This window comes from Flavobacterium sp. IB48 (assembly GCF_016405855.1).
In the GTDB taxonomy this organism is placed as follows: Bacteria; Bacteroidota; Bacteroidia; order Flavobacteriales; family Flavobacteriaceae; genus Flavobacterium; species Flavobacterium ginsengisoli.
This window is the reverse complement of record NZ_JAEFCA010000012.1, coordinates 52,169-73,551: the sequence shown is the minus strand read 5'-3', so window position 1 is coordinate 73,551 and position 21,383 is coordinate 52,169. Positions and strand designations below refer to the sequence as shown.

Annotated in this window: 14 protein-coding genes; 11 read left to right on the top strand and 3 right to left on the bottom strand. The window is 32.5% G+C overall.

Annotated elements, in window-relative coordinates:
- Positions 1-2,412 (bottom strand): S9 family peptidase, encoded by a 2,412-nt coding sequence (locus tag JC605_RS23035; RefSeq protein WP_198858424.1) that lies wholly within the window; start codon positions 2,410-2,412, stop codon positions 1-3.
- 263 nt (positions 2,413-2,675) lie between these two features.
- Between JC605_RS23035 and JC605_RS23030 the strand changes: the two genes are divergently transcribed.
- The 3 genes from JC605_RS23030 to JC605_RS23020 all read left to right on the top strand — a co-directional run bounded on the left by JC605_RS23030 (position 2,676) and on the right by JC605_RS23020 (position 5,030).
- Positions 2,676-3,683, top strand: a complete 1,008-nt coding sequence (locus JC605_RS23030) for a 3-oxoacyl-ACP synthase III family protein (protein WP_198858423.1) — start codon at positions 2,676-2,678, stop codon at positions 3,681-3,683.
- A gap of 170 nt (positions 3,684-3,853) precedes the next feature.
- Positions 3,854-4,177 carry a GIY-YIG nuclease family protein gene (locus JC605_RS23025; RefSeq protein WP_198858422.1) on the top strand — a complete coding sequence of 108 codons (324 nt, stop codon included), beginning with the start codon at positions 3,854-3,856 and terminating at the stop codon, positions 4,175-4,177.
- 181 nt (positions 4,178-4,358) lie between these two features.
- Positions 4,359-5,030: a copper homeostasis protein CutC gene (locus JC605_RS23020; RefSeq protein WP_198858421.1), complete on the top strand. Its 672-nt coding sequence runs from the start codon at positions 4,359-4,361 to the stop codon at positions 5,028-5,030.
- Between the two features lie 100 nt (positions 5,031-5,130).
- Here the strand turns inward: JC605_RS23020 and JC605_RS23015 are convergent, their stop codons facing one another.
- Positions 5,131-7,548 carry a TonB-dependent receptor domain-containing protein gene (locus JC605_RS23015; protein ID WP_198858420.1) on the bottom strand — a complete coding sequence of 806 codons (2,418 nt, stop codon included), beginning with the start codon at positions 7,546-7,548 and terminating at the stop codon, positions 5,131-5,133.
- Positions 7,549-7,882: 334 nt separating this feature from the next.
- Between JC605_RS23015 and argS the strand changes: the two genes are divergently transcribed.
- Positions 7,883-9,661 carry an arginine--tRNA ligase gene (argS, locus tag JC605_RS23010; protein WP_198858419.1) on the top strand — a complete coding sequence of 593 codons (1,779 nt, stop codon included), beginning with the start codon at positions 7,883-7,885 and terminating at the stop codon, positions 9,659-9,661.
- Positions 9,662-10,316: 655 nt separating this feature from the next.
- Complete coding sequence (locus tag JC605_RS23005; protein WP_198858418.1) at positions 10,317-11,024, top strand: hypothetical protein; 708 nt, start codon at positions 10,317-10,319, stop codon at positions 11,022-11,024.
- 74 nt (positions 11,025-11,098) lie between these two features.
- Here JC605_RS23005 and JC605_RS23000 read toward each other — a convergent pair whose 3' ends face one another.
- Complete coding sequence (locus tag JC605_RS23000) at positions 11,099-12,001, bottom strand: DUF6607 family protein (protein WP_198858417.1); 903 nt, start codon at positions 11,999-12,001, stop codon at positions 11,099-11,101.
- A 105-nt stretch (positions 12,002-12,106) separates the two neighbouring features.
- On the opposite strand from JC605_RS23000, the gene JC605_RS22995 reads away from it, so the two are divergent.
- From JC605_RS22995 to ffh, 6 genes are all read left to right on the top strand, one after another.
- Complete coding sequence (locus JC605_RS22995; RefSeq protein WP_198858416.1) at positions 12,107-14,173, top strand: TonB-dependent siderophore receptor; 2,067 nt, start codon at positions 12,107-12,109, stop codon at positions 14,171-14,173.
- A gap of 28 nt (positions 14,174-14,201) precedes the next feature.
- Positions 14,202-14,831: an HmuY family protein gene (locus JC605_RS22990; RefSeq protein WP_198858415.1), complete on the top strand. Its 630-nt coding sequence runs from the start codon at positions 14,202-14,204 to the stop codon at positions 14,829-14,831.
- Between the two features lie 273 nt (positions 14,832-15,104).
- Entirely contained in the window at positions 15,105-16,583 is a 1,479-nt protein-coding gene (locus JC605_RS22985) for an SGNH/GDSL hydrolase family protein (protein ID WP_198858414.1), read from the top strand.
- Complete coding sequence (locus tag JC605_RS22980; RefSeq protein WP_198858413.1) at positions 16,580-18,001, top strand: GDSL-type esterase/lipase family protein; 1,422 nt, start codon at positions 16,580-16,582, stop codon at positions 17,999-18,001. The genes JC605_RS22985 and JC605_RS22980 overlap by 4 nt, the downstream gene beginning before the upstream one ends.
- A gap of 1 nt (position 18,002) precedes the next feature.
- The gene (locus JC605_RS22975) at positions 18,003-19,685 is read left to right on the top strand and encodes an MBOAT family protein (RefSeq protein WP_198858412.1); all 1,683 of its coding nucleotides are present in this window, start codon (positions 18,003-18,005) and stop codon (positions 19,683-19,685) included.
- Positions 19,686-20,010: 325 nt separating this feature from the next.
- The gene (gene ffh / locus JC605_RS22970) at positions 20,011-21,375 is read left to right on the top strand and encodes a signal recognition particle protein (protein WP_198858411.1); all 1,365 of its coding nucleotides are present in this window, start codon (positions 20,011-20,013) and stop codon (positions 21,373-21,375) included.
- Positions 21,376-21,383 lie beyond the last annotated feature (8 nt).

Here is a 21,383-nt window from a genome sequence, read left to right as displayed (position 1 = left end):
TTAGTTTTTTAGATACTTTTCTAAGAATTGATCTTGTTCCCAAAGCAAATGAAGAATGTTTTCTTTAGCAACATAGCTATGAGATTCTTTTGGCAAAATAACCATTCTAGCAGGCGCTCCTAAACCTTTTAATGCTTGAAAATAACGTTCTGTCTGCAAAGTAAAAGTTCCGGGATTGTTATCTGCTTCTCCGTGAACCAATAAAATCGGAGTTTTCATTTTTTCTGCATTCATAAATGGAGACATTGCATTGTAAACTTCTGGAGCTTCCCAATAATTTCGTTGTTCAGATTGGAATCCGAATGGTGTTAGAGTTCTGTTGTAAGCACCACTTCTTGCAATTCCGCAAGCAAAAAGATCAGAATGCGTTAGTAAGTTTGCTGTCATAAAGGCTCCATACGAATGTCCTCCTACAGCTACTTTTTTACGATTGATATAGCCTAAAGCGTCAACAGCGTCAATAGCCGCTGCTGCATTATCGACTAATTGCGAAATAAAGTTGTCGTTCGGTTCTGTAGTTCCCTCTCCAATAATCGGAAAAGCGGCATCGTCTAAAACCACATAGCCTTTTGTAACCCAATACACAAATGATCCGTAATAAGGAAAAGTGAATTCGTTTGAATTTTGAGTCGATTGAGAAGCGCTATTTCTATCTTTATATTCTGCTGGATAAGCCCAGATCAATAGCGGCAATTTTTCTTTTTTAGCTTTATCGTAACCAGCAGGTAGATATAAAGTTCCTGAAAGTTCCAATCCATCCTTACGTTTGTATTTAATAACTTCTTTGCTAACGTCTTTAATGCTTTCAAACGGATTCTTGAAATCAGTAACTTGTGTTAAGCTGTTTTGTTTTTTAATATTTCTGAAATAGTAATTCGGATATTCTGTTTTTGACTGAATCATAACTAAGACTTTTCCAGACTTAAAATCTTCAATTTCTAAAATATCTTCTTTTTTATCTTTGTATGGAGAAGTATAAATGCGCTTTGATTTTAAAGTTTCCAGATTGAATTCGTCAACAAAAGGGAATTGTCCATTTTTGGTATAACCCTCGCCAATTCTGTAAAGGTTATTTTTTTCGATAGCTAAAACATATTTGTTGTAGGCATTTTTTCTTGTTTCAAAAACTCCAGGATCAGAATAAACATCTTGAGAATTTCTGTCTGTGATTAATTTTGGCTGTTGATTTGGATTTGAAGGATTAATCAAAAATGTTTTGGTGTTTCTCGTATCATACCATTCTTCTGAAAGGACTGCTAAATTATCATTTCCCCAAGTAATGTCACTAAAACGTTGTGGTGTTTTTGCCAATGATGTTGCTTCTTTGTCAAAAGGTGCATCCCAAAGAAAAACTTCATCTCTAAAATCAACTTTGTTGGCAGGATCTCCTTCGTCTAAAGCTACAACATACGATAATGTCGCAGGTTTATCGTTTCTCCAAGCCATTTCTCTTTTTCCTTTTCGAACAGCCATAAAACCTTTTGGCATAATTTCGTTTAAAGGAACCTCGTTTACCGTTTTAATTTCTCTTCCGCTTAAATCGTAAACAACGGTTTTGAATGGAAATCTATTCAGAGGAACTACATAAGAAAATGGTTTTTGAATGGTAGTAAGCATAATGTAATTACCATCTGGTGAGATTCTTTCTCCAGCAAACATAGCGGCATCTTTATACAAAACAGCATCACCATTTAGTTTTACTTTGTATAATTCAGAAGTTATGCAGTTTTCAAAATTAGTTTCGTCGTTTTTGTTTTTCAACATATCTGGATACGTTCTGTTTTGAGATTTTTCTCCCGAAGTATTTGAAATAATTGGCCCAGTAGGCAAATCTTTTTTAGAATCCAAAAGTGGCTGTCTGTTTTTAGGAAGCATTTTTACTAATATAGTTTCACTATCCAAAAACCAGTTAAACGGATTTCCAAGGTTTGCATTTACTCTAGCCTCTGTAAGTTTTGTTGCTTGGGCAGTTGCCACATCCAAAACCCAAAGTTCAACACCCGAATTTGTAGTATGAGAGAATAAGATTTTTTTGTCGTTTGGTGACCAAAGAATATTTGTTATTTTCGGATTCTCAGGTAAGCCTTTAACTTGAATTTCTTCCTTTCCACTTATTTTTCTTAGTTTAAGATTGATCAAGTAAGTTGCTGTGCTTGAAATATTAGTAACAGGATTAATTCTTAAACCTGCCAGTTTAACTTCGTCTTGATTTAGATCTTCTAGCGTTTTATAAGTATTGCGATACATTAAGAGCATGTTCTCTTTTTTTGTATCCATAGATACCGAAGGAGGCCTTTGGTAATCTGCCAAATCTAAAATAGATTTCGAAGGTTTTTGATAAACTAGATTCTCTTGAGCAAAAGAGAAAAAGCTTATGTTTAAAAATAAAAACAGCGTAACCTTTAATTTCATAGTTTTAATTTTATGAGTTTATAAAATGGTATTCAAAATGTTTGTCTAATATACTTTTGTCTTGTTACAACTTGTATCTGATTTTTCATTTTTTTCAATATTTATGTCCGAAAATTGCCTTTTCAAGAAGTAAATGATTATAAGTTGCTTTAGAATTAAAATATATTAAATTGCTAATAACGAAAAAAATAGTATTTTGTGTACGTATATTTTAAAGTATGCGTAAATTTGCAATCCAATTTTTTAATAAATAATAATAGATTATGTATCATTCAAAAATAGCTGGTTTAGGATATTATGTTCCTTCTAATGTGGTGACTAACGATGATTTGTCTAAGATCATGGATACTAATGACGAGTGGATTCAGGAAAGAACAGGAATTCAAGAAAGAAGACACATTATCCGTGGAGAAGACACTACGACTTCAATGGGAGTAAAAGCAGCTAAAATTGCAATCGAGCGTTCTGGTGTAGCCAAAGAAGATATTGATTTTGTAGTTTTTGCTACCTTAAGCCCAGATTATTATTTTCCAGGCCCAGGTGTTTTGGTTCAAAGAGATTTAGGTCTAAAAACAGTTGGTGCATTAGATGTTAGAAATCAATGCTCAGGATTTGTTTACGCAATTTCTGTTGCAGATCAATATATCAAAACCGGAATGTATAAAAATATTTTGGTAATTGGTTCTGAGGTTCATTCTACAGGATTAGACATGACAACTCGCGGACGTGGAGTTTCTGTAATTTTTGGTGATGGAGCAGGAGCAGCAGTTTTAAGCCGTGAAGAAGATGTAACAAAAGGAATTTTATCTACACATTTACATTCTGAAGGCCAGCATGCTGAAGAATTAGCATTGCAAGCACCAGGAATGGGAGCGCGTTGGGTAACAGACATTATTGCAGATAATGATCCGAATGACGAAAGTTATTATCCTTATATGAATGGGCAGTTTGTATTTAAAAATGCTGTAGTTCGTTTTGCAGAAGTAATCAATGAAGGATTAGAAGCAAATGGTCTTCAGGTTTCAGATATCGATATGTTGATTCCGCATCAAGCAAACTTGAGAATTTCGCAGTTTATTCAAAATAAATTCAAATTGACAGACGATCAAGTTCATAATAATATTCAGAAATACGGAAATACAACAGCTGCATCTATTCCGATTGCTTTAACTGAAGCTTGGGAAGAAGGAAAAATCAAATCTGGCGATACTGTAGTTTTAGCAGCCTTCGGAAGTGGATTTACTTGGGCAAGCGCTATTATTAAATGGTAAATTAATTCATCTTACATTATATTTAGAACCTGCTTCTTATTAGGAGCAGGTTTTTTTATACAGATTTGTCAGGCTGAGCGGAGTCGAAGCCCACATTCCAATTGGCACGTTCTTTTATTTAATGATTTGAATTAAATTTCTTACTTTTATTTTTTTTGAAAATAAAAACTATGAAAAGATATTACGTTTATATTTTGAAATGCTCCGATGGAAGTTATTACACAGGAATGACAAATGATATAAATAGGAGACTAAATGAACATAATTATGGCTTGAATAAAGAAAGTTATACTTTTGAAAAAAGACCTTTAGAGTTAGTGTTTTGCACTGAGTTTAATGATGTTATCCAAGCTATCGCATTTGAAAAGCAAGTAAAAGGCTGGAGCAGAAAAAAGAAAGAAGCTATAATAAAAGATAAATGGGAGGACTTGAAAAAACTTTCTCAATGTTTGAATAAAACAACTCATGAAAATTTTAATAAAAAGGATGTTTAATAGTAAATTAGCAGTCGATTTTGCTCAGTAGAATACAAGCGACTTGTCAGGCTGAGCGGAGTCGAAGCCCACGTTCCAATAGGAGCGCCCTTCGACTCCGCTCAGGGTGACAAAGATTGAACTTAATTGTTTTAAAGTTTTTGAGGCTGAGTGAAATAGAAGCCCTTTTAATAAAATCAAAATGAAAAAAAATCAACTAGAAATAGCTTGTTTTAATTATGAATCGGCATTGATTGCTCAGGCAAACGGTGCAGATAGAATTGAGCTATGTGAAAATATGAAACTGGGAGGAACTACTCCAAATTCTATTTTGGTAGTAAAAGTTCGCGAAAGTATAAATATAAAAATGCATGTTATCATTAGGCCTCGCGGTGGAGATTTTGTTTATTCTGATGAAGAACTCACAGAAATGAAACAAGACATAAAACAATATAAAAAACTAGGGGTTGACGGTTTTGTTTTCGGAATTTTAAAAGAAAACGGAAAAATAAATAAAAAGCAGAATAAAGAATTGGTTCATTTAGCGCATCCGCTTTCATGTACTTTTCATCGGGCCTTTGATGTGGTTAAAAATCCAGAAAAGTCACTAGAATCTATCATAGACTGTGGTTTTAAAACCATTTTGACTTCTGGTCAAGGCGTAAGTGTCGAAGAAGGAATTTTGGCTTTAGAAAGGCTTCAGGAGTTGGCAGGCGATCGAATAGAAATTATGCCAGGTGGTGGTTTACGGTCTTCCAACATCAAATTGCTGCAAGAAAAATTAGATCTTACTTTTTATCATTCTTCAGCAATTACAGATAATTCTGAAACTGCAAATCCAGAAGAAATAAAAGAACTGTGTAATTTTTTATAAGTTTAATAAAACAAAAAAAGTCTGGAGGTGGCAATCTCCAGACTTTTTTTCTACAAGAAATTATTCAAAAATTATTTAAAAAAAATCTTTTTAGGTAAGATTAGAACATTCCACCCCCACCTTTATTAGTATTATCTTCTCTTTGTTTACGCTGTAAGTTTTTGATTTTTCCTCCTCCAAAGTTGTAAGTCAAACCTAAATAAACCGTTCTGCTTTCCCAAGAAAACTGACCTGTTTGAGGATAAGGATAAATTCCATCAAAAGCATATTTCATTGTCTTGAAAACATCATTAAAACGTACACTAATGTTCATTTTGTTGTCTAGCAATGTGTAACGCGAACCAATATCCATTTTGTACATTTCATGTCGATTTTGCTGAACATCTTCAACAGGTCCTCTGTAAAAACCAAATAGCAAGAAACTTAAGCGTTTTGTAGGTTTAAAGTTAGAGTTCATACGAGCGTTAAAAGCTGTAGTTGTTACGCTACGTTCAAGAGGTGAACTTGTGCTAGTTGCTGGATCAAATTCAAATACAATACCTTGTTGTTTAATGCTCGAAAAGTCGATAGACGGTTGAATATCCCACCATTTTGTCAATTTATAATTTAACGAAACATCAAAACCATAAGCACTATTGTGATCATAATTTGTATAGCTCAAGATTTGTTTGTATCCAGACGGATCATTTGGATCTGGACTCAATGTTCTGCTTATTTGATCATTAATGCTTCTTACATAAACACCTGCAGTAACACTTCCTTTTTCAAGTGTTTTAGTATAATTAACCTCTACCGAATTTGTAAACTGAGGTCTTAATTCAGGATTTCCATATGAAGTTACTAATGGAGTTGAGAATTCACGAATTGGTTTAGTTTGCTCTATACTTGGACGGTCAACACGACGGCTATAGCTAAATTGAAGAACATTCTTTTCATTCAAATTATATGTCAAATAAGCTGATGGATATAAAGTAATATAATCATCATTAAATTTATCTTGGCCGTGGTTTAAATTTGCTTGAACTTTATAACTCTCAAAACGAGTTCCTAATTGGTAACTGAATTTTTTGAATTTTTGACCAAAAGTCACATAAGCCGAATAAATATCAGTATCGTAAGTATAATTTGAAACTCTTTCGTCAACAGGAACTAAAGGATTACCAGTATTATAATCATTATTTGTTCTAGTAATTCTAGCTTCTGCACCAGCTTCAAGCGTGGTTTTGTCATTTAATGGATTTACATAATCAACATTTATTGTGCTCAATTTTCTTTGATCACCAATTTGATCGCTATAAATTACACTATTTGAAGTGTTATCAGGTCTTGTTGTATTAGTATCAAAACTTGCATTTTGGTCTGATTTCGTATCACTGTAATTACCTTCAAAATCTAAAGTATGTCCTTCTTTTTTGAAAATATGTTTGTATGCCAAATTGTAAGTTCCAGTTTTTGTTGGCCCTTTGTAAAGTGAATTTTGGTAAATGTTTAAAATATCTGGATCGCCATTGTTGTAATCGATATTAGTAATTACATTTCCGTTTCCAGTTGATTTATTTTGATTGGTATAGAAAGACAAAGTGTTTTTGTCATTAATTAAATAATCCATTCCTAACTTGTATAAGTAATTATCATTTTCGTTAGAAATTTTCAAATTTTGTTCTACATCCTGATCCAATCTTAAGATTCTACCTTTGTTATAATACGTTCCAAAGTTTTGTCCTCCATTTCCAAAGAAGTTTACTTTTCCAGTTTTGTAGTTCAAATCAAGCGATTGATTGTATTTTGCCGTTTCGCCAAAAGTAATACCTCCGCTATAGCTTCCGTTAAAACCAGTGTTTGCACTTTTATGCAATACAATATTAATAATTCCAGACATTCCTTCTGGATTGTATTTTGCACTTGGGTTTGTAATTAACTCAATTTTTTTGATAGAAGTTGATGGAATTTGTTTCAATAATTGAGCAGGATCAATGTTCGATGGACGGCCGTCAATTAATACACGTACATTGTCATTTCCGCGAAGCGAAAGTTTTCCGTCCTGATCTACATTTACAGATGGAATATTGCTCATAATGTCAGATGCAGAAGCTCCAGCAGTTGTTAAATCTTTACCAACAGTAATTACTTTACGATCAATTTTTTGTTCAATTGTTGAACGTTCAGCAACTATATTTACACCTTTTAACTGAGTCGCTTCTTCTTCAAGAGCAACATTTACGGTTGCTGTTTTTCTGTTTTCGCTTAAAATTACAGAACCAATATATTTCTTGAATCCGATATATTGAATTTCTATTGTGTAATTTTTTAAAGCAATGTTTTTAAATGAAAAGTCTCCGTTGTCATCTGTATTTACTCCAGAAACTACTTTTCCATTTTCTTTAAGCGAAACAGTTGCATAAGAAATCGGCGCGTTGTTCGACTTTTCTGTAATTTTTCCAGAAATACTTCCAGTATTCTGGGCTTGTGCAGTTGCGATTATACCTAATAACGCAAACAGAAAGAATTTTAATTTCATGATTTTTTTACTGATTATTTTTTGATTTGATTGATGATGATTTTCGTTTTGTTAGTTTTTCTTTTTTGTTTTTTTCTGGCTTCAATAAAAATTGAAATCACTATGTAAGACTCTTTTGCATTTGATATGTTACAAGAAATTGAAGAAAAAAAAATATTTTTTTTCTCATAGGCTGTTTTGTAAGAGATTACGCTTTTGATTTTTTGATAATTTTAACAATTAAAAAATGTGCTTTTTTGTCAAATCGAAACTCTTTTCTTGAATTTAATATGTTTTTGATTTTCTCTAATTGATGAATAAGCAGTATCTTTGCTCACTTAAAAAATAAGTTTACATGTCATTATCACAAATTCTTACACCTTCTATACAAAAAGCAATACAAGTATTATTTGATGTTACTGTTGATAAAATCGAGTTTCAAACTACTAGAAAAGAGTTTGAAGGAGATATTACAATGGTAATTTTTCCTTTATTGAAAGTCATCAAAATCAATCCGGCTGAATTGGGAAATAAAATTGGAAATTATCTAGTTGAGAATGTTTCTGAGGTTGCTCGCTTTAATGTAGTTTCTGGTTTCTTGAATATTGTTATTTCGGACAGTTATTATGTAAATTTCTTTAACGGAATAAAAGATCAAAAACAATTCGGATTTGTAGCTGCAAACCCAGAAGAAAAGGCAATTATGGTAGAGTATTCTTCTCCAAACACCAATAAACCTTTACACTTAGGACACGTTCGTAACAACTTATTAGGATATTCTGTTGCAGAAATTCTAAAAGCTTCTGGTAAAAAAGTTTATAAAACACAAATTATCAACGATCGCGGAATTCATATCTGTAAATCAATGTTAGCTTGGGAGAAATTTGGTAACGGAGAAACTCCTGAAACTTCTGGTTTAAAAGGAGATAAGCTAGTTGGTAAATATTATGTAGAGTTTGATAAAGCTTACAAAAACGAAATTAACGGTTTGGTAGAAGCTGGTAAAACGGAAGAAGAAGCAAAAAAACAAGCACCTATTATTATCGAAGCGCAAGATATGCTTAAGAAATGGGAAGCTGGCGATGAAAAAGTGATTGCTCTTTGGAAAAAAATGAACGAATGGGTTTATGACGGTTTCGCAACAACTTACAGCAATCTTGGAGTTAATTTTGATAAATATTACTACGAAAGCAACACCTATCTTTTGGGTAAAGATGTTGTGCAAGTAGGTTTAGATAAAGGTGTTTTTGAAAAAGATCCAGACGGTTCTGTTTGGATTGATTTGACCGACGAAGGTTTAGATCGTAAAGTTGTTTTACGTTCTGATGGAACAGCGGTTTATATGACACAAGATATCGGAACAGCAATTCAGCGTGTAAAAGATATGCCAGATGTTGGCGGAATGATTTATACGGTCGGAAATGAGCAAGATCATCACTTCAAAGTGTTATTCTTAATCTTGAAGAAATTAGGTTTTGATTGGGCTTCAAGTTTATATCACTTATCATACGGAATGGTAGATTTACCTTCTGGAAAAATGAAAAGCCGTGAAGGAACTGTTGTAGATGCTGATGATTTGATGCAAGATATGACCGATACGGCAAAACAAATTTCAGAAGATTTAGGAAAATTAGACAGCTATTCTGCCGAAGAAAAAGCAAAATTGTACAAAACGATTGGTTTAGGAGCTCTGAAATATTACATTTTAAAAATAGATCCGAAAAAACGTATTTTGTTCAACCCAGAAGAATCGGTAGATTTTGCAGGAAATACAGGTCCGTTTATTCAATATACATACGCAAGAATTCAGTCAATCATCCGTAAAGCCGATTTTGATTTTTCTAATAAAATTGAAATTGAAGAATTACATGAAAAAGAGAAAGAATTGGTAAAACAAATCGAACTTTTCCCAGAAGTAATTCAGAATGCTGCCCAAAATCATAGTCCAGCATTAATTGCTAATTATACGTACGATTTAGTAAAAGAATATAACTCTTTTTACCAATCTGTTCATATTTTAGGTGAAGTTGATTTGACGAAAAAAATATTCAGAGTGCAGCTTTCGCAAAAAGTTGCCGAAGTAATTAAATCTGCATTTCAATTGTTAGGAATTGAAGTTCCTGAAAGAATGTAAAAAAAAATAGAGTTAAGAATAAGAAAGCCAATAGTTTAAAACTATTGGCTTTTTTTATTGCTTTTTGGGCTTATAGGGCACATGTTTGGCGGAATTCCTAAATAATTTTGTTATGTTTTTTATCAGTGTAACAATGTAATTATATAAGTTTTACATCAGTCTTGTTTTCATAATATTCATTTTATATAATAAACGCTAATATGGGAGATGTTTTGACGTTTTCTTACATGGGTTTTAAAGATGACGATTAACCATTAACTAGTTCTGTTTTGAATGTTAAAATGCAAGAAAGTGGAAAAGAATTGAGGTTGTGGTTGTAGCTTACGGTAAGCAAAATTTTCTTAAAGATGCCTCAGGCTGAAATTGACGCAAACCCATTAATACCGAAAGATATAAACAATAATAGATAGATTAAAAAAAAATCCGGAAGTTTTTAAAACTTTCGGATTTTTTTTTAAAAGAATTTTCGTGTAAAAAAGTAGTAACGAGATTTGTATATGTCATTTTTATAAGTATGTTTACAGTAAGAAATAATTGGTTATTTTTCAGTTAAAAGTGCCAATAAACAAAAGAGAAAAATCGGCTTATGATCCTATAAAATAAATACGAGGAAGCCGAAAATCGCGAGAGTAGGCAAAATTTAAACCCAAAAACAATGATTAAAAAATCTTTACTTTTAATGATGCTTCTTTTTGCACTTACAGCAACAAAAGCTCAAGATTTAATTAACCCATCTTATGGATTTTCACACAGTAAAACAGCTTACATTACACTAGCAGACGGAACAGAACTTAGCGGAACTATTCGCGATATTGACAGAGAAAAGGGACTAATTGAATTTATTAAGTTACAAGATGCAGCTGGAAAAAAGCACAAACTAAAACCAGAGGATATTAAGTATATGTATTTACCACCTAGTGGACTTGATAATTTGACTAAAAAAATTGATTTTGGTACAGATTTTCAAAAATGGAACGATGATAAACTTAACCAAGAGTACTTAAAAGAAGGTTACGCATACTTTGAAACTGCTGATGTGCAAATCAAAAAGAAAAAATCAAAATTATTAATGCAACTTTTAAACCCTGCATTCAGTAAAGAATTTAAAATATATTGTGATCCACATGCAAAAGAAACTACTTCTTTAGGAGTTGGAGGCGTTAAATTTGTAGGTGGAGATGCTAAATCTTACTATGTTGCTAAAAAAGATGCACCTGCATTTTTATTAAAGAAAAAAGAATACAAAAAAGAGTTTGCAACATTGTGGAGCGGATGTGACAAATTAATCACTGCATCTTCAGCAGATCCAAAATGGACAGATTTATCAAGACACGCTGTTACCTATTCAGAGTGCGCTCAGTAATTAGATAAAAACTAATAAAAAAATCCGGAAGCTTTTTAAACTTCCGGATTTCTTATTTTAACAACTAATTCTAATTACTTAACAAATTTGTCAATAATAGCATCTGATTCTGCTTTTGCAGTATCTGGTTTTAAATCAAATAATAAAGAGTAAAGTGCTTTTCTGTCTACTTTAGCTTCTAAGTTAAGATCTTTATGTCTGTCAAAAAGAGTTTGCCATTTATCACGAACGTTTTTCCAAAGAGCGTTATTTGCTACCCACCATTTTTGAGCTGCGATACATTTTACATCTGGAACTTTAGTATACACATCAAATCCTTTTTCTTGCGCCAATAAAACATCTTTTCCAGCATCGTCACGAACCAATTTATCATTGTCTTGCTCATGATTCCAACCTGTAGCAGTGATTTCGTGAATATTTCTTCTTTTTAAAACATTGTAATCATTACGTTTTGTCTGCTCTCTTCTTGGAAGCGGTGCATCAGCAACGTTTGCCCAATAATCTTGTCCATCAACGTGAACCCATGTTGAAGACCCTTCATATCTCGGGCTGTCATCTACTTGATATACTTTTTGAGTCCATTGGCCTTTAACCGCTTTTTTATCTAATTTTTTATATTTCCAAGAATTTCCTTTATCAAATGTATATAAGTCTGTGTTTTCGTAAAGCCAATCTTGTCTCCAGTGTTTGATAATCATATCGTCACTCACGATCAATAAATGCTGCATTACGATTTTGTTAGGAGTATCTTCTAATAACTCTACCCATTCTAAAGCAGATTCATGTTTAGTTTCAGAAGGTTTATAAGTAAGAGAATCTTTTGGGTATGAAAAAGTTTCAGTAAAATTGAACTTTACCTCATAACAACCACACATAGATTTAATAGATTTTATGTCTTGTTGTTTTTTATCCTGACTAAAACCAAGACTGCATGTTAAAGCCATAGTGGCTGACAAAAAAAGGTTTTTTGAAATCATAACTTATTGTTTTGTTTTTAAATTTTTCGCAAATATATAAATTTAATTTAGAACAATTAAAAATAATCATATATTTGCACCGATTATTAAGACTCAATAAAAATAATGAAAATTAAAATTACTCTTTTTGCAGTTGTGCTTTTTTGTCAAATTCCTGTTTGTCAAGAAGTTAAAAAAGATAGTGTAGAAACAAATGAATTATCGGAAGTTAAAGTTACTACTGCAACAAGAACAGAAAGAGTGCTTTCATCATTGCCTTTACCAATGACAATTATTACATCTGAAGCAATTATTAAGTCTGGTGTTACAAGATTGAATGAAATTTTAAGTGAACAAACGGGGATTATTTTGATTCCTGATGAAAGTGGTTTTGAAGGAATTCAAATGCAAGGATTAGATGCCGCATATACAATGATTTTAATTGATGGAGTACCGTTAGTAGGTAGAAGTGCTGGTGTTTTGGACCTATCAAGAGTTTCTGTTGGAAATATAGAAAGAATTGAAATTGTTAAAGGAGCTTCTTCAGCATTGTATGGTTCTGAAGCAATGGGTGGAGTAATAAATGTAATTACAAAAAGACCTAAAAAAGATACGTTTACGGGAAGTCTTTCTTATCGATATGCGACTTTTAATACTAGCGATGCTAATACCAATTTGTTGTGGAAAAAGAAGAAGTTCTCGGCTAATCTTTTTGCTAATTTTTATTCTACAGATGGTTATGATTTAGATAAAAGTACACCTTTAAAAAATGTAGAGCCATTTTATAATTTTACTATTCAGCCTAAGATATATTACGACTTTTCGGAGAACCTGAAGTTAATTGTAAATAACCGTTTTTATGATATGAAAATGGATAACAGAGCGATAATAGATGCTGAAAATTATAGTGGAGATGCAAAAGAAAAAGAATGGAATTCGCAACTAAAATTAGAGCATAAATGGAGTTCGAAAGTATATTCTGAATATGAATTTTATGCTACAAACTACAAAAATGATTCCTTTTTAAAAGACGAGAATAATGTTCTTTTTGAAAGTGCTTATTATAACCAATGGTTAATTCGACCAGAGATTAGAACGACACTTTCATTAAAAAATGATAAACTAACAGGTGGGGTTGGGGTAAGTTATGAGACTTTAGACAGAACTTATTTTGAAAAACAAGTAAACTTTAATTCACAATATGTTTATCTGCAATATGATTACAACCCAACGGAAAAATGGAATATTCTTGCTGGATTTAGATACGATAATCATAGTGTGTATGCTTCGCAATTTAGTCCAAAATTAGCGGTCAATTTTAAGGTTAGCGAAAATTTCTCTTTAAAGTCTTCTGTAGGTTATGGATATAAAGCGCCAGATTTCCGTCAGTTGTATTTTGACTTTACAAATCCATCGGTTGGGTATACCGTTTTGGGATACAATGTTGCCGAAGATCGTTTAAATCAATTAGACGAACAAGGACAGCTTTTATCTAGAGTAGATGGAGTAAATTTTAGTGAACCATTAAAGCCAGAAAGTTCAATAAATGTGAATCTTGGAACTTTTTACAAGAAAAATAAATTAAGATTAGACGTAAATGCTTTTTATAATTCAATAGAAAATTTAATTGATACCCGTGTTGTAGCTCAAAAAACGAATGGACAGAATGTCTTCAGTTATTTTAACATTAGTAAAATTTTTACTTACGGTTTAGAATTTAATTCAACTTACGATTTCACAAAAGAATTATCGGTATCATTTGGATATCAGTTTTTAACAGCAAAAGACAGATCTGTTCTAGATAATTTCGAAAACTATCAATACGTACGTAACTCAGATTTACAAACCATTCAAATTAAAAAATCTGATTATTTTGGATTGTTTAACAGATCAAAACATACGGCCAATGTTAAGTTAGCGTACACTATACCTAAAATAAAAACAGATATCAATTTGCGTGTTTTCTATAGAAGCAAATACGGAATGTTCGATACCAATGGTAACCAGATTCTAGACAAATATGACACATTTGTAGATGGCTACTTCTTAACAAACTTATCTATATCAAAATATATCGGTGATAAATTTATGCTTCAGGCAGGAGCAAATAATTTATTTGATTTTACAGATCCATCTCAAATTAGCAATCTAGCAGGTAGACAGCTTTTTGCACGAATTCAATATAATTTTTAATCAACATTTATTTAACACCTTTCACAAAATGAAAACAAAAATTTTAAAACTTTCGCTTTTAGCATTATTTATTTCTACAGCATCTTGCAGTAGCGATGACAACAAAAATGAAGTAACACCAGTGGTAACAACAAAAGTTTCTAATGTTTATGCTCCGCAAACAGGAGGACAAGGACAACCAGTTGGTGGTGAATTTACAAAATTCAGTTTTTCTCAAAATAAAATTGTAACTGACGATAGTTGGGATATCGCTTTCCGCGGTACATCAGTTATTGTTAATGGAGGAGCAAAAATTAGCGCTACTGATACAGGAGAGCCAGAAAGAAAAGGACAAGGAGCAGTAAGTGTTGTTTCAGGTATTTTTGCAAACGTAACAGCTTTTCCTGCAGCATCGAGTTTTGCTCAGGATGCTAGCGGTGCTTCTGCATTCCCTTCTTCAGGAGATAATGCTTGGTACGATTATAATGGCGCAACTCATATTATTTCTGCAAAAGCAGGAAGAGTATTTGTTATCAAAACTCATGATGGAAAATATGCAAAAGTAGAATTCTTAAGCTATTATAAAGATGCACCTGCAACACCAGACCCAAACACCGCTGTAGCAAGATATTATACTTTTAATTTTGCATACCAAGCAAATAGCACTACTACATTTTAAATAAAGAGTTAATCTCGAATATTTTTATTTTATACAGGTATTTTTAAATAAAAACATCAAAAATCTAGTTAATCATTAGCTTTGTTTTTTTTATTTTTTTTTGATTCAAGAGGTTAGAAATTCTAACCTCTTTTTTTTGTTCTACTTTCTTGTTAAAATTAAATAGAAACAAAATGTTATTCTATCTTTGCACAAATTTTTTCTGCAATAAGTTAACAATTATTTAATTGGTTTAATTTTTGAATGCAGTTCTTCATATTTTATAATTATTAGGTGAATACAAAATCTTATTTTTTTCAGTCTTTTGCAATCGTAGCTTTAGCGCTAGTTGCTTTTATTGGGTTTAAACAAATCCTTCCAGACAAAATATTTTCTGAGAGTAAGTTAGATTCTAAAAATATATTAATCGACAGTTTGCTTTTAGAATCTGTTGCCGAAGATTCCTTATCGTTAGACAAAGACAGTATTGCGAAAAGTGAAGAAGCATTAAACGGACAGAAAATTGTTTTTGATCAAACAGAAGGAATCGAGTTTCCTTCAGAAACATTTGAAAATTACAAAGGTTATCAGTATCTAATTTCTTTTTATGAGAAATTGTATCAGTTAGAAAAAAATCCGCAGAACAAAGTGAGAATCGCTTATTATGGAGATTCTATGACCGATGGAGATTTAATCGTTCAGGACGTTCGTACCAATTATCAGGAACGTTTTGGCGGTAATGGTGTTGGTTTTGTTTCTATTACTTCAGAATCTGCTGCGTCTAGAGGATCTGTAAAATCAACGTATTCTAAAAACTGGAAAACGCAATCTTACTTAAATGTGAAAAGACCAACGTGTCCTTTTGGAGTTAACGGACACGTATTCTTCGCAAATGATAAATCCAATTCAACTTGGGTTCAGTATGAAGCTGGATTGAATAAATATTCTACTTCTTTGGATAATGCAACCTTATTTTACGGCCGTTCGTCTAAAACTGGAAAAGTTAATTTCATTATAGGAAAAGATACAATCAAGAAAAGCCTTTCTCCAAATGGTTTGGTTAATACGCTTAAAGTTTCATCAGGAAGTTTAAAATCGTTTAAAGCAAATTTCGTTCAAGCAGATTCTATTCCGATTTATGGATTTAATTTTGATAACGGCGCAGGAGTTCACGTAGATAATTTCTCGCAGAGAGGAAATTCTGGACTACCGATTTCGATGTTTAATGCAGACGTAATGAGAGCATTTAATAATAGCTTGAAATATGATTTGATTATCTTGCATTACGGAACCAACGTTTTAAATTACGGAACAAAAAATTATTCTTGGTATGAAAAAGGAATGACAAAAACCGTAAATAAAATTAAAGAATCTTTTCCTGGTGTTTCAATTTTAATTGTTTCTACTGCAGATAAATCAACTAAATATGATTTAGAAATGAAAACCGATTCTGCTGTAGTTCCGTTAATGAAAGCGCAAAAACATTACGCGCTTGAAGCACAGGCAGGTTTTGTGAATTTATATACTCTAATGGGAGGAGACGGTTCTATGATTAAATGGGTAGATGAAACTCCAGCAAAAGCAAATAAAGATTATACCCATTTTAACCAACGTGGAGCAAAGGCAATTGGAAATTTGCTATACGGGCAATTAAATAAAGGATACGAAGAATATAAAGTGCTCAGAGAAAAAAGAGATGCTGAGGGAACTAAGCCAAAACCAGTACGAAAAGCCAGACCAGATTCCGTTTCAGTAACAAAAGACAGTGTATGATAAACAAACTTATTCTTTCTTTTTGTTGTCTTTTTTTTGCAACAAATGAAAAAACTTCAAAAACACCCGTACATCCAACACCAAAAAGTATGATTCAAAAAGCAGATACAGCAGCAATTGGTGCTCCTTCTGAGGGTCAAATTTACAATGCAAAAGCATTAAATGATTTTTTTCAGAAACTGGAAAAAAACGAAGATCAGAAGAATCAAAAAATCAATATTGTACATATTGGTGATTCGCATATTCAAGGTGATTTGATGACCAATGAAATTAGAAAAAAACTGCAACAGAAGTTTGGTAATGGAGGGCGTGGTTTAGTGTTTCCATATCAATTGGCTAAAACAAATGGTTCTTATAACGAACGTTTTAGATCAAACAGAACTTGGGAAAGCTATAGAAATATTCATCCTGTTAAGAATTGTCCGATTGGGTTAAGCGGAATAGGACTTTGGAGAGATTCTGGTGGATTCGTGATAGAAATGAATGTAAAAGATCTAGCTTACAAATTCAATACGATAAAAATTATTACGCCTCAGAATCAAGATATGTTCGATTTGGCGATTTCATCTAAGATCAATTCTATTCAGACCACAGAGCCCAAAATAATTACACACAAAATTAAAAAAGGCGAAGTACTTGGTTCAATTGCAGATAAGTATAATGTTTCGATTATAGAAATTAAAAGAGAGAATCATTTAAAGTCTAATAATATTCGAGCAGGAAGAATTTTGAAAATTCCCACAAAGGAAACGAAACCAAAGACAATCTCAATGTCAGAATTTGTTCCTTTAGCAATAAAAACAGATTCGTATTCGCATTATTATAATTCAGAAAATGCTTTGAGTCGAATTTTCTTAATTCCGAACAAAGAAGCAAAAGATTATGAATTAAACGGAATTGTTTTAGAAAAAGATGCTCCAGGATTAATCTACAGTAGTATTGGAGTAAATGGCGCTAAATATTCAGATTACAATAAATATCCGTTATTCTTTGAGCAATTAAAATCATTGCAAGCAGATTTACTGGTTTTTTCGTTAGGAACAAATGAAAGCTACGATCATTTAGATGTAGAAAAATATATTCGTGAGCTAAAAGAATTTATCAGCAATATAAGAGCACAAAAAATAGATGCGCCAATAATTGTAATGACACCGCCGCCATCTTTGCTAAGAAGAAAACCAAATACTTATATTGATGATTATGCTAGACAAATTATTGATATAGCTCAGAAAGAAGGTTTTGCCGTTTGGGATCTGTACGATGAGTTTGGCGGAATGAGCGGAATAAGACAATTAAAAATACAAGGACTAATTGGTCCAGATTGGGTTCATTACTCAAAAAAAGGATACGAGAAACAGGGAGATTTGTTTACTCAGGCATTTTTAAAATCATACGATAATTTTAAATTAAAGAATTAAATTGACAACAATAGATAGCATTAATAATTGGTTTATTCAAAACTTTGGTGCAATTACGATAGAACAAGTTAAGAGTTGGTTCGTTTACGATCCAGACGAAAAACTTTTATTCAATACTGGTTTATTCTTAGGTTTATTTCTGGTTTTCTATTTTGTGTATGGTTTTTTACGCAAAACATTTTATTTGAGATTAACGTATGTTATTCTCTTCTCACTTTTCTTTTACTATAAATCAAGTGGAATTTACTTTCTACTGTTATTGCTTTCATCTGTTGTAGATTATGGTTTGAGCCAGATTATTTATAGAGAAAGTAGAGATGGCGTTAAGAAGTTATATTTGGTTATAAGTGTTATTTTGAACTTAGCACTTTTAGGCTATTTTAAATACATGAACTTCTTGATTGTGACTTACAATGATATGTTTCATGGTAACTTTGCACTTCATAATGTTTTCCTTCCGGTTGGAATTTCGTTCTATACTTTCCAATCGATGAGTTATATTATTGAGATTTACAGAGAAGAAATTAAACCGACAAAAAATTATATCGAATATTTATTTTTCGTTTCTTTTTTCCCGCAATTAGTTGCTGGACCAATTGTGCGTGCAAAAGATTTCTTGCCTCAGATTTATCAAAAATTAAACTTGACGAAGCAAGATGTAAATAATGCTTTGTTTTTAATTATCGGAGGTTTAATTAAGAAGACAGTAATCTCAAATTATATATCAGTAAACTTCGTAGACCGTGTTTTTGATACGCCGATGAGTTATACTTCGTTTGAAAACCTAATGGCTTCGTACGGATATGCAATTCAGATTTACTGTGATTTTTCTGGATATTCAGATATGGCAATTGGTATTGCATTATTGCTTGGGTTTAAATTGCCAGTTAACTTTAGAACACCATACAAATCGACTTCTATTACAGATTTTTGGAGAAGATGGCATATTTCGCTTTCAACTTGGTTAAAAGACTTTTTATATATTTCAATTGGAGGAAACAGAGAAGGTTCTTTCGCAGGATATTTATTTCCGAGTTTATTCTTCTTCGGATTATTACTTTGGGGAATGTCTTGTTACAACGAAAGTGTAATTCCGCTAATAATTGCAGGAATCAGTATTTTGATTTTTGCTTTGTCATTTCTGCTTTCAAGTAAAATAAAACAGACATTGGTAACCAATTTCAATCTGTTTACTACAATGCTTTTAGGCGGTTTGTGGCACGGAGCAGGAGCACAGTTTATTGTTTGGGGAGCGCTTCACGGATTAGCTTTGGCTGTTCATAAAATATTTATGGAATTCTTTCCGTCCAAAAAAGATAAAAGCCCAAATTTCTTATGGAGATTTTTCTCAATCGTAATCACATTTCACTTTGTGGTTTTCTGTTGGATTTTTTTCCGTGCAAGAGATTTCGAAACTGCTTTGCAAGTAATTAATAATATTGGCCAATTAACATTCGAACCAGAACTTTGGAAAACAATTGTATTAGGTTACAAAAATGTTTTCGGATTAATGTTATTCGGTTACGTTTGGCATTTCTTACCAGAATCATTCACAAACGGAATGAAATCTGTTTTCGACAAAACACCTTTACTTATTAAAGCAATAATCTTAGGATTTGTTTATTGGATTGTTTACGCAACAGCGGTAGCAGGTTCACAGCCATTTATATACTTCCAGTTTTAATTCTGGAGGTTCAAAGGTTCATAGCAACAAAGGCACAAAGATTTTATTCTTTGTGCCTTTTTTCTTTTGCCACAGATTAGATGGGTTAAAATGATTTTTTTCTCTCGCAGATTCTGCAGATTTAGGGGATTTTTATTCTCAATCAAAAAATATTCTGTTCGATCTGCGAGAGAAAAATATTTGTTTCAGTAATTCGAGAAATTAGCGTAATTCATGGCAAAAAAACTTTGTGTCTTAGTGCCTTTGTGGCAAAAAAAGCATTTAAATAAAAATTGCCTGAAATATCTAATTAGATTATCTTTGCACTTCAAATAAAGAAAATGATATGTTTGATAATTTAAGTGATAAGTTAGATAAAGCGTTCCATATATTAAAAGGACACGGTAAAATTACAGAAGTAAACGTTGCAGATACTTTAAAAGAAGTTCGTCGTGCGTTACTTGATGCCGATGTTAACTTTAAAATTGCTAAAGATTTTACGGCAAGAGTAAAAGATAAAGCAATTGGTCAGGATGTATTAACAACATTACAGCCAGGACAATTGTTGGTTAAGTTAGTAAAAGACGAACTTACCGAATTAATGGGTGGAGATGTTGCTGGCGTTAACCTTTCAGGAAATCCAACAGTGATTTTGATGTCAGGTTTGCAAGGTTCTGGTAAAACTACTTTCTCTGGAAAATTAGCAAACTACTTAAAAACAAAGAAAAATAAAAAACCACTTCTTGTAGCGTGTGATATCTACCGTCCGGCGGCGATTAATCAGCTTCATGTTGTGGGAGACCAAATAGGTGTTGAGGTTTACTCAGAACCAGAAAATAAAAATCCTGTAGAGATTGCTCAAAACGCAATTAAACATGCCAAATCAAACGGATTCAATGTTGTTATCGTCGATACAGCAGGACGTTTGGCAGTAGATCAGGAAATGATGGACGAAATTGCTCGCGTACACAAAGCAATTCAGCCACAAGAAACATTGTTCGTTGTAGACTCTATGACAGGACAAGATGCTGTAAATACAGCAAAAGCTTTCAACGATATCTTAAACTTTGATGGAGTTATCTTAACGAAATTAGATGGTGATACTCGTGGTGGAGCAGCGCTTTCAATCAAATCGATTGTAAATAAACCAATCAAATTTGTTGGTACTGGAGAAAAAATGGAAGCAATTGATGTTTTCTATCCAGAACGTATGGCTGAGCGTATATTAGGAATGGGAGACGTTGTGTCTCTTGTTGAAAGAGCTCAGGAACAATTTGATGAAGAAGAAGCAAGAAAACTTCAAAAGAAAATCGCTAAAAACGAATTCGGTTTTGACGACTTCTTAACGCAGATTCAGCAAGTAAAGAAAATGGGTAACATGAAAGATTTAGTCGGAATGATACCAGGTGCTTCAAAAGCGATGAAAGATGTTGAAATCGAAGACGACGCTTTCAAACATATCGAAGCGATCATTTATTCGATGACTCCAGGAGAAAGAAGCAAACCAGCCATTATCGATGTAAAAAGAAAAGCTAGAATTGCAAAAGGTTCGGGAACAAAAATCGAGCAAGTAAATCAGCTGATGAAGCAGTTTGACCAAATGAGCAAGATGATGAAGATGATGCAAGGTCCAGGCGGAAAGAATCTGATGAAAATGATGGGTGGTATGAAAGGAATGCCAGGTGGTATGCCAGGCGGAATGCCAAAATAATAAAAAGA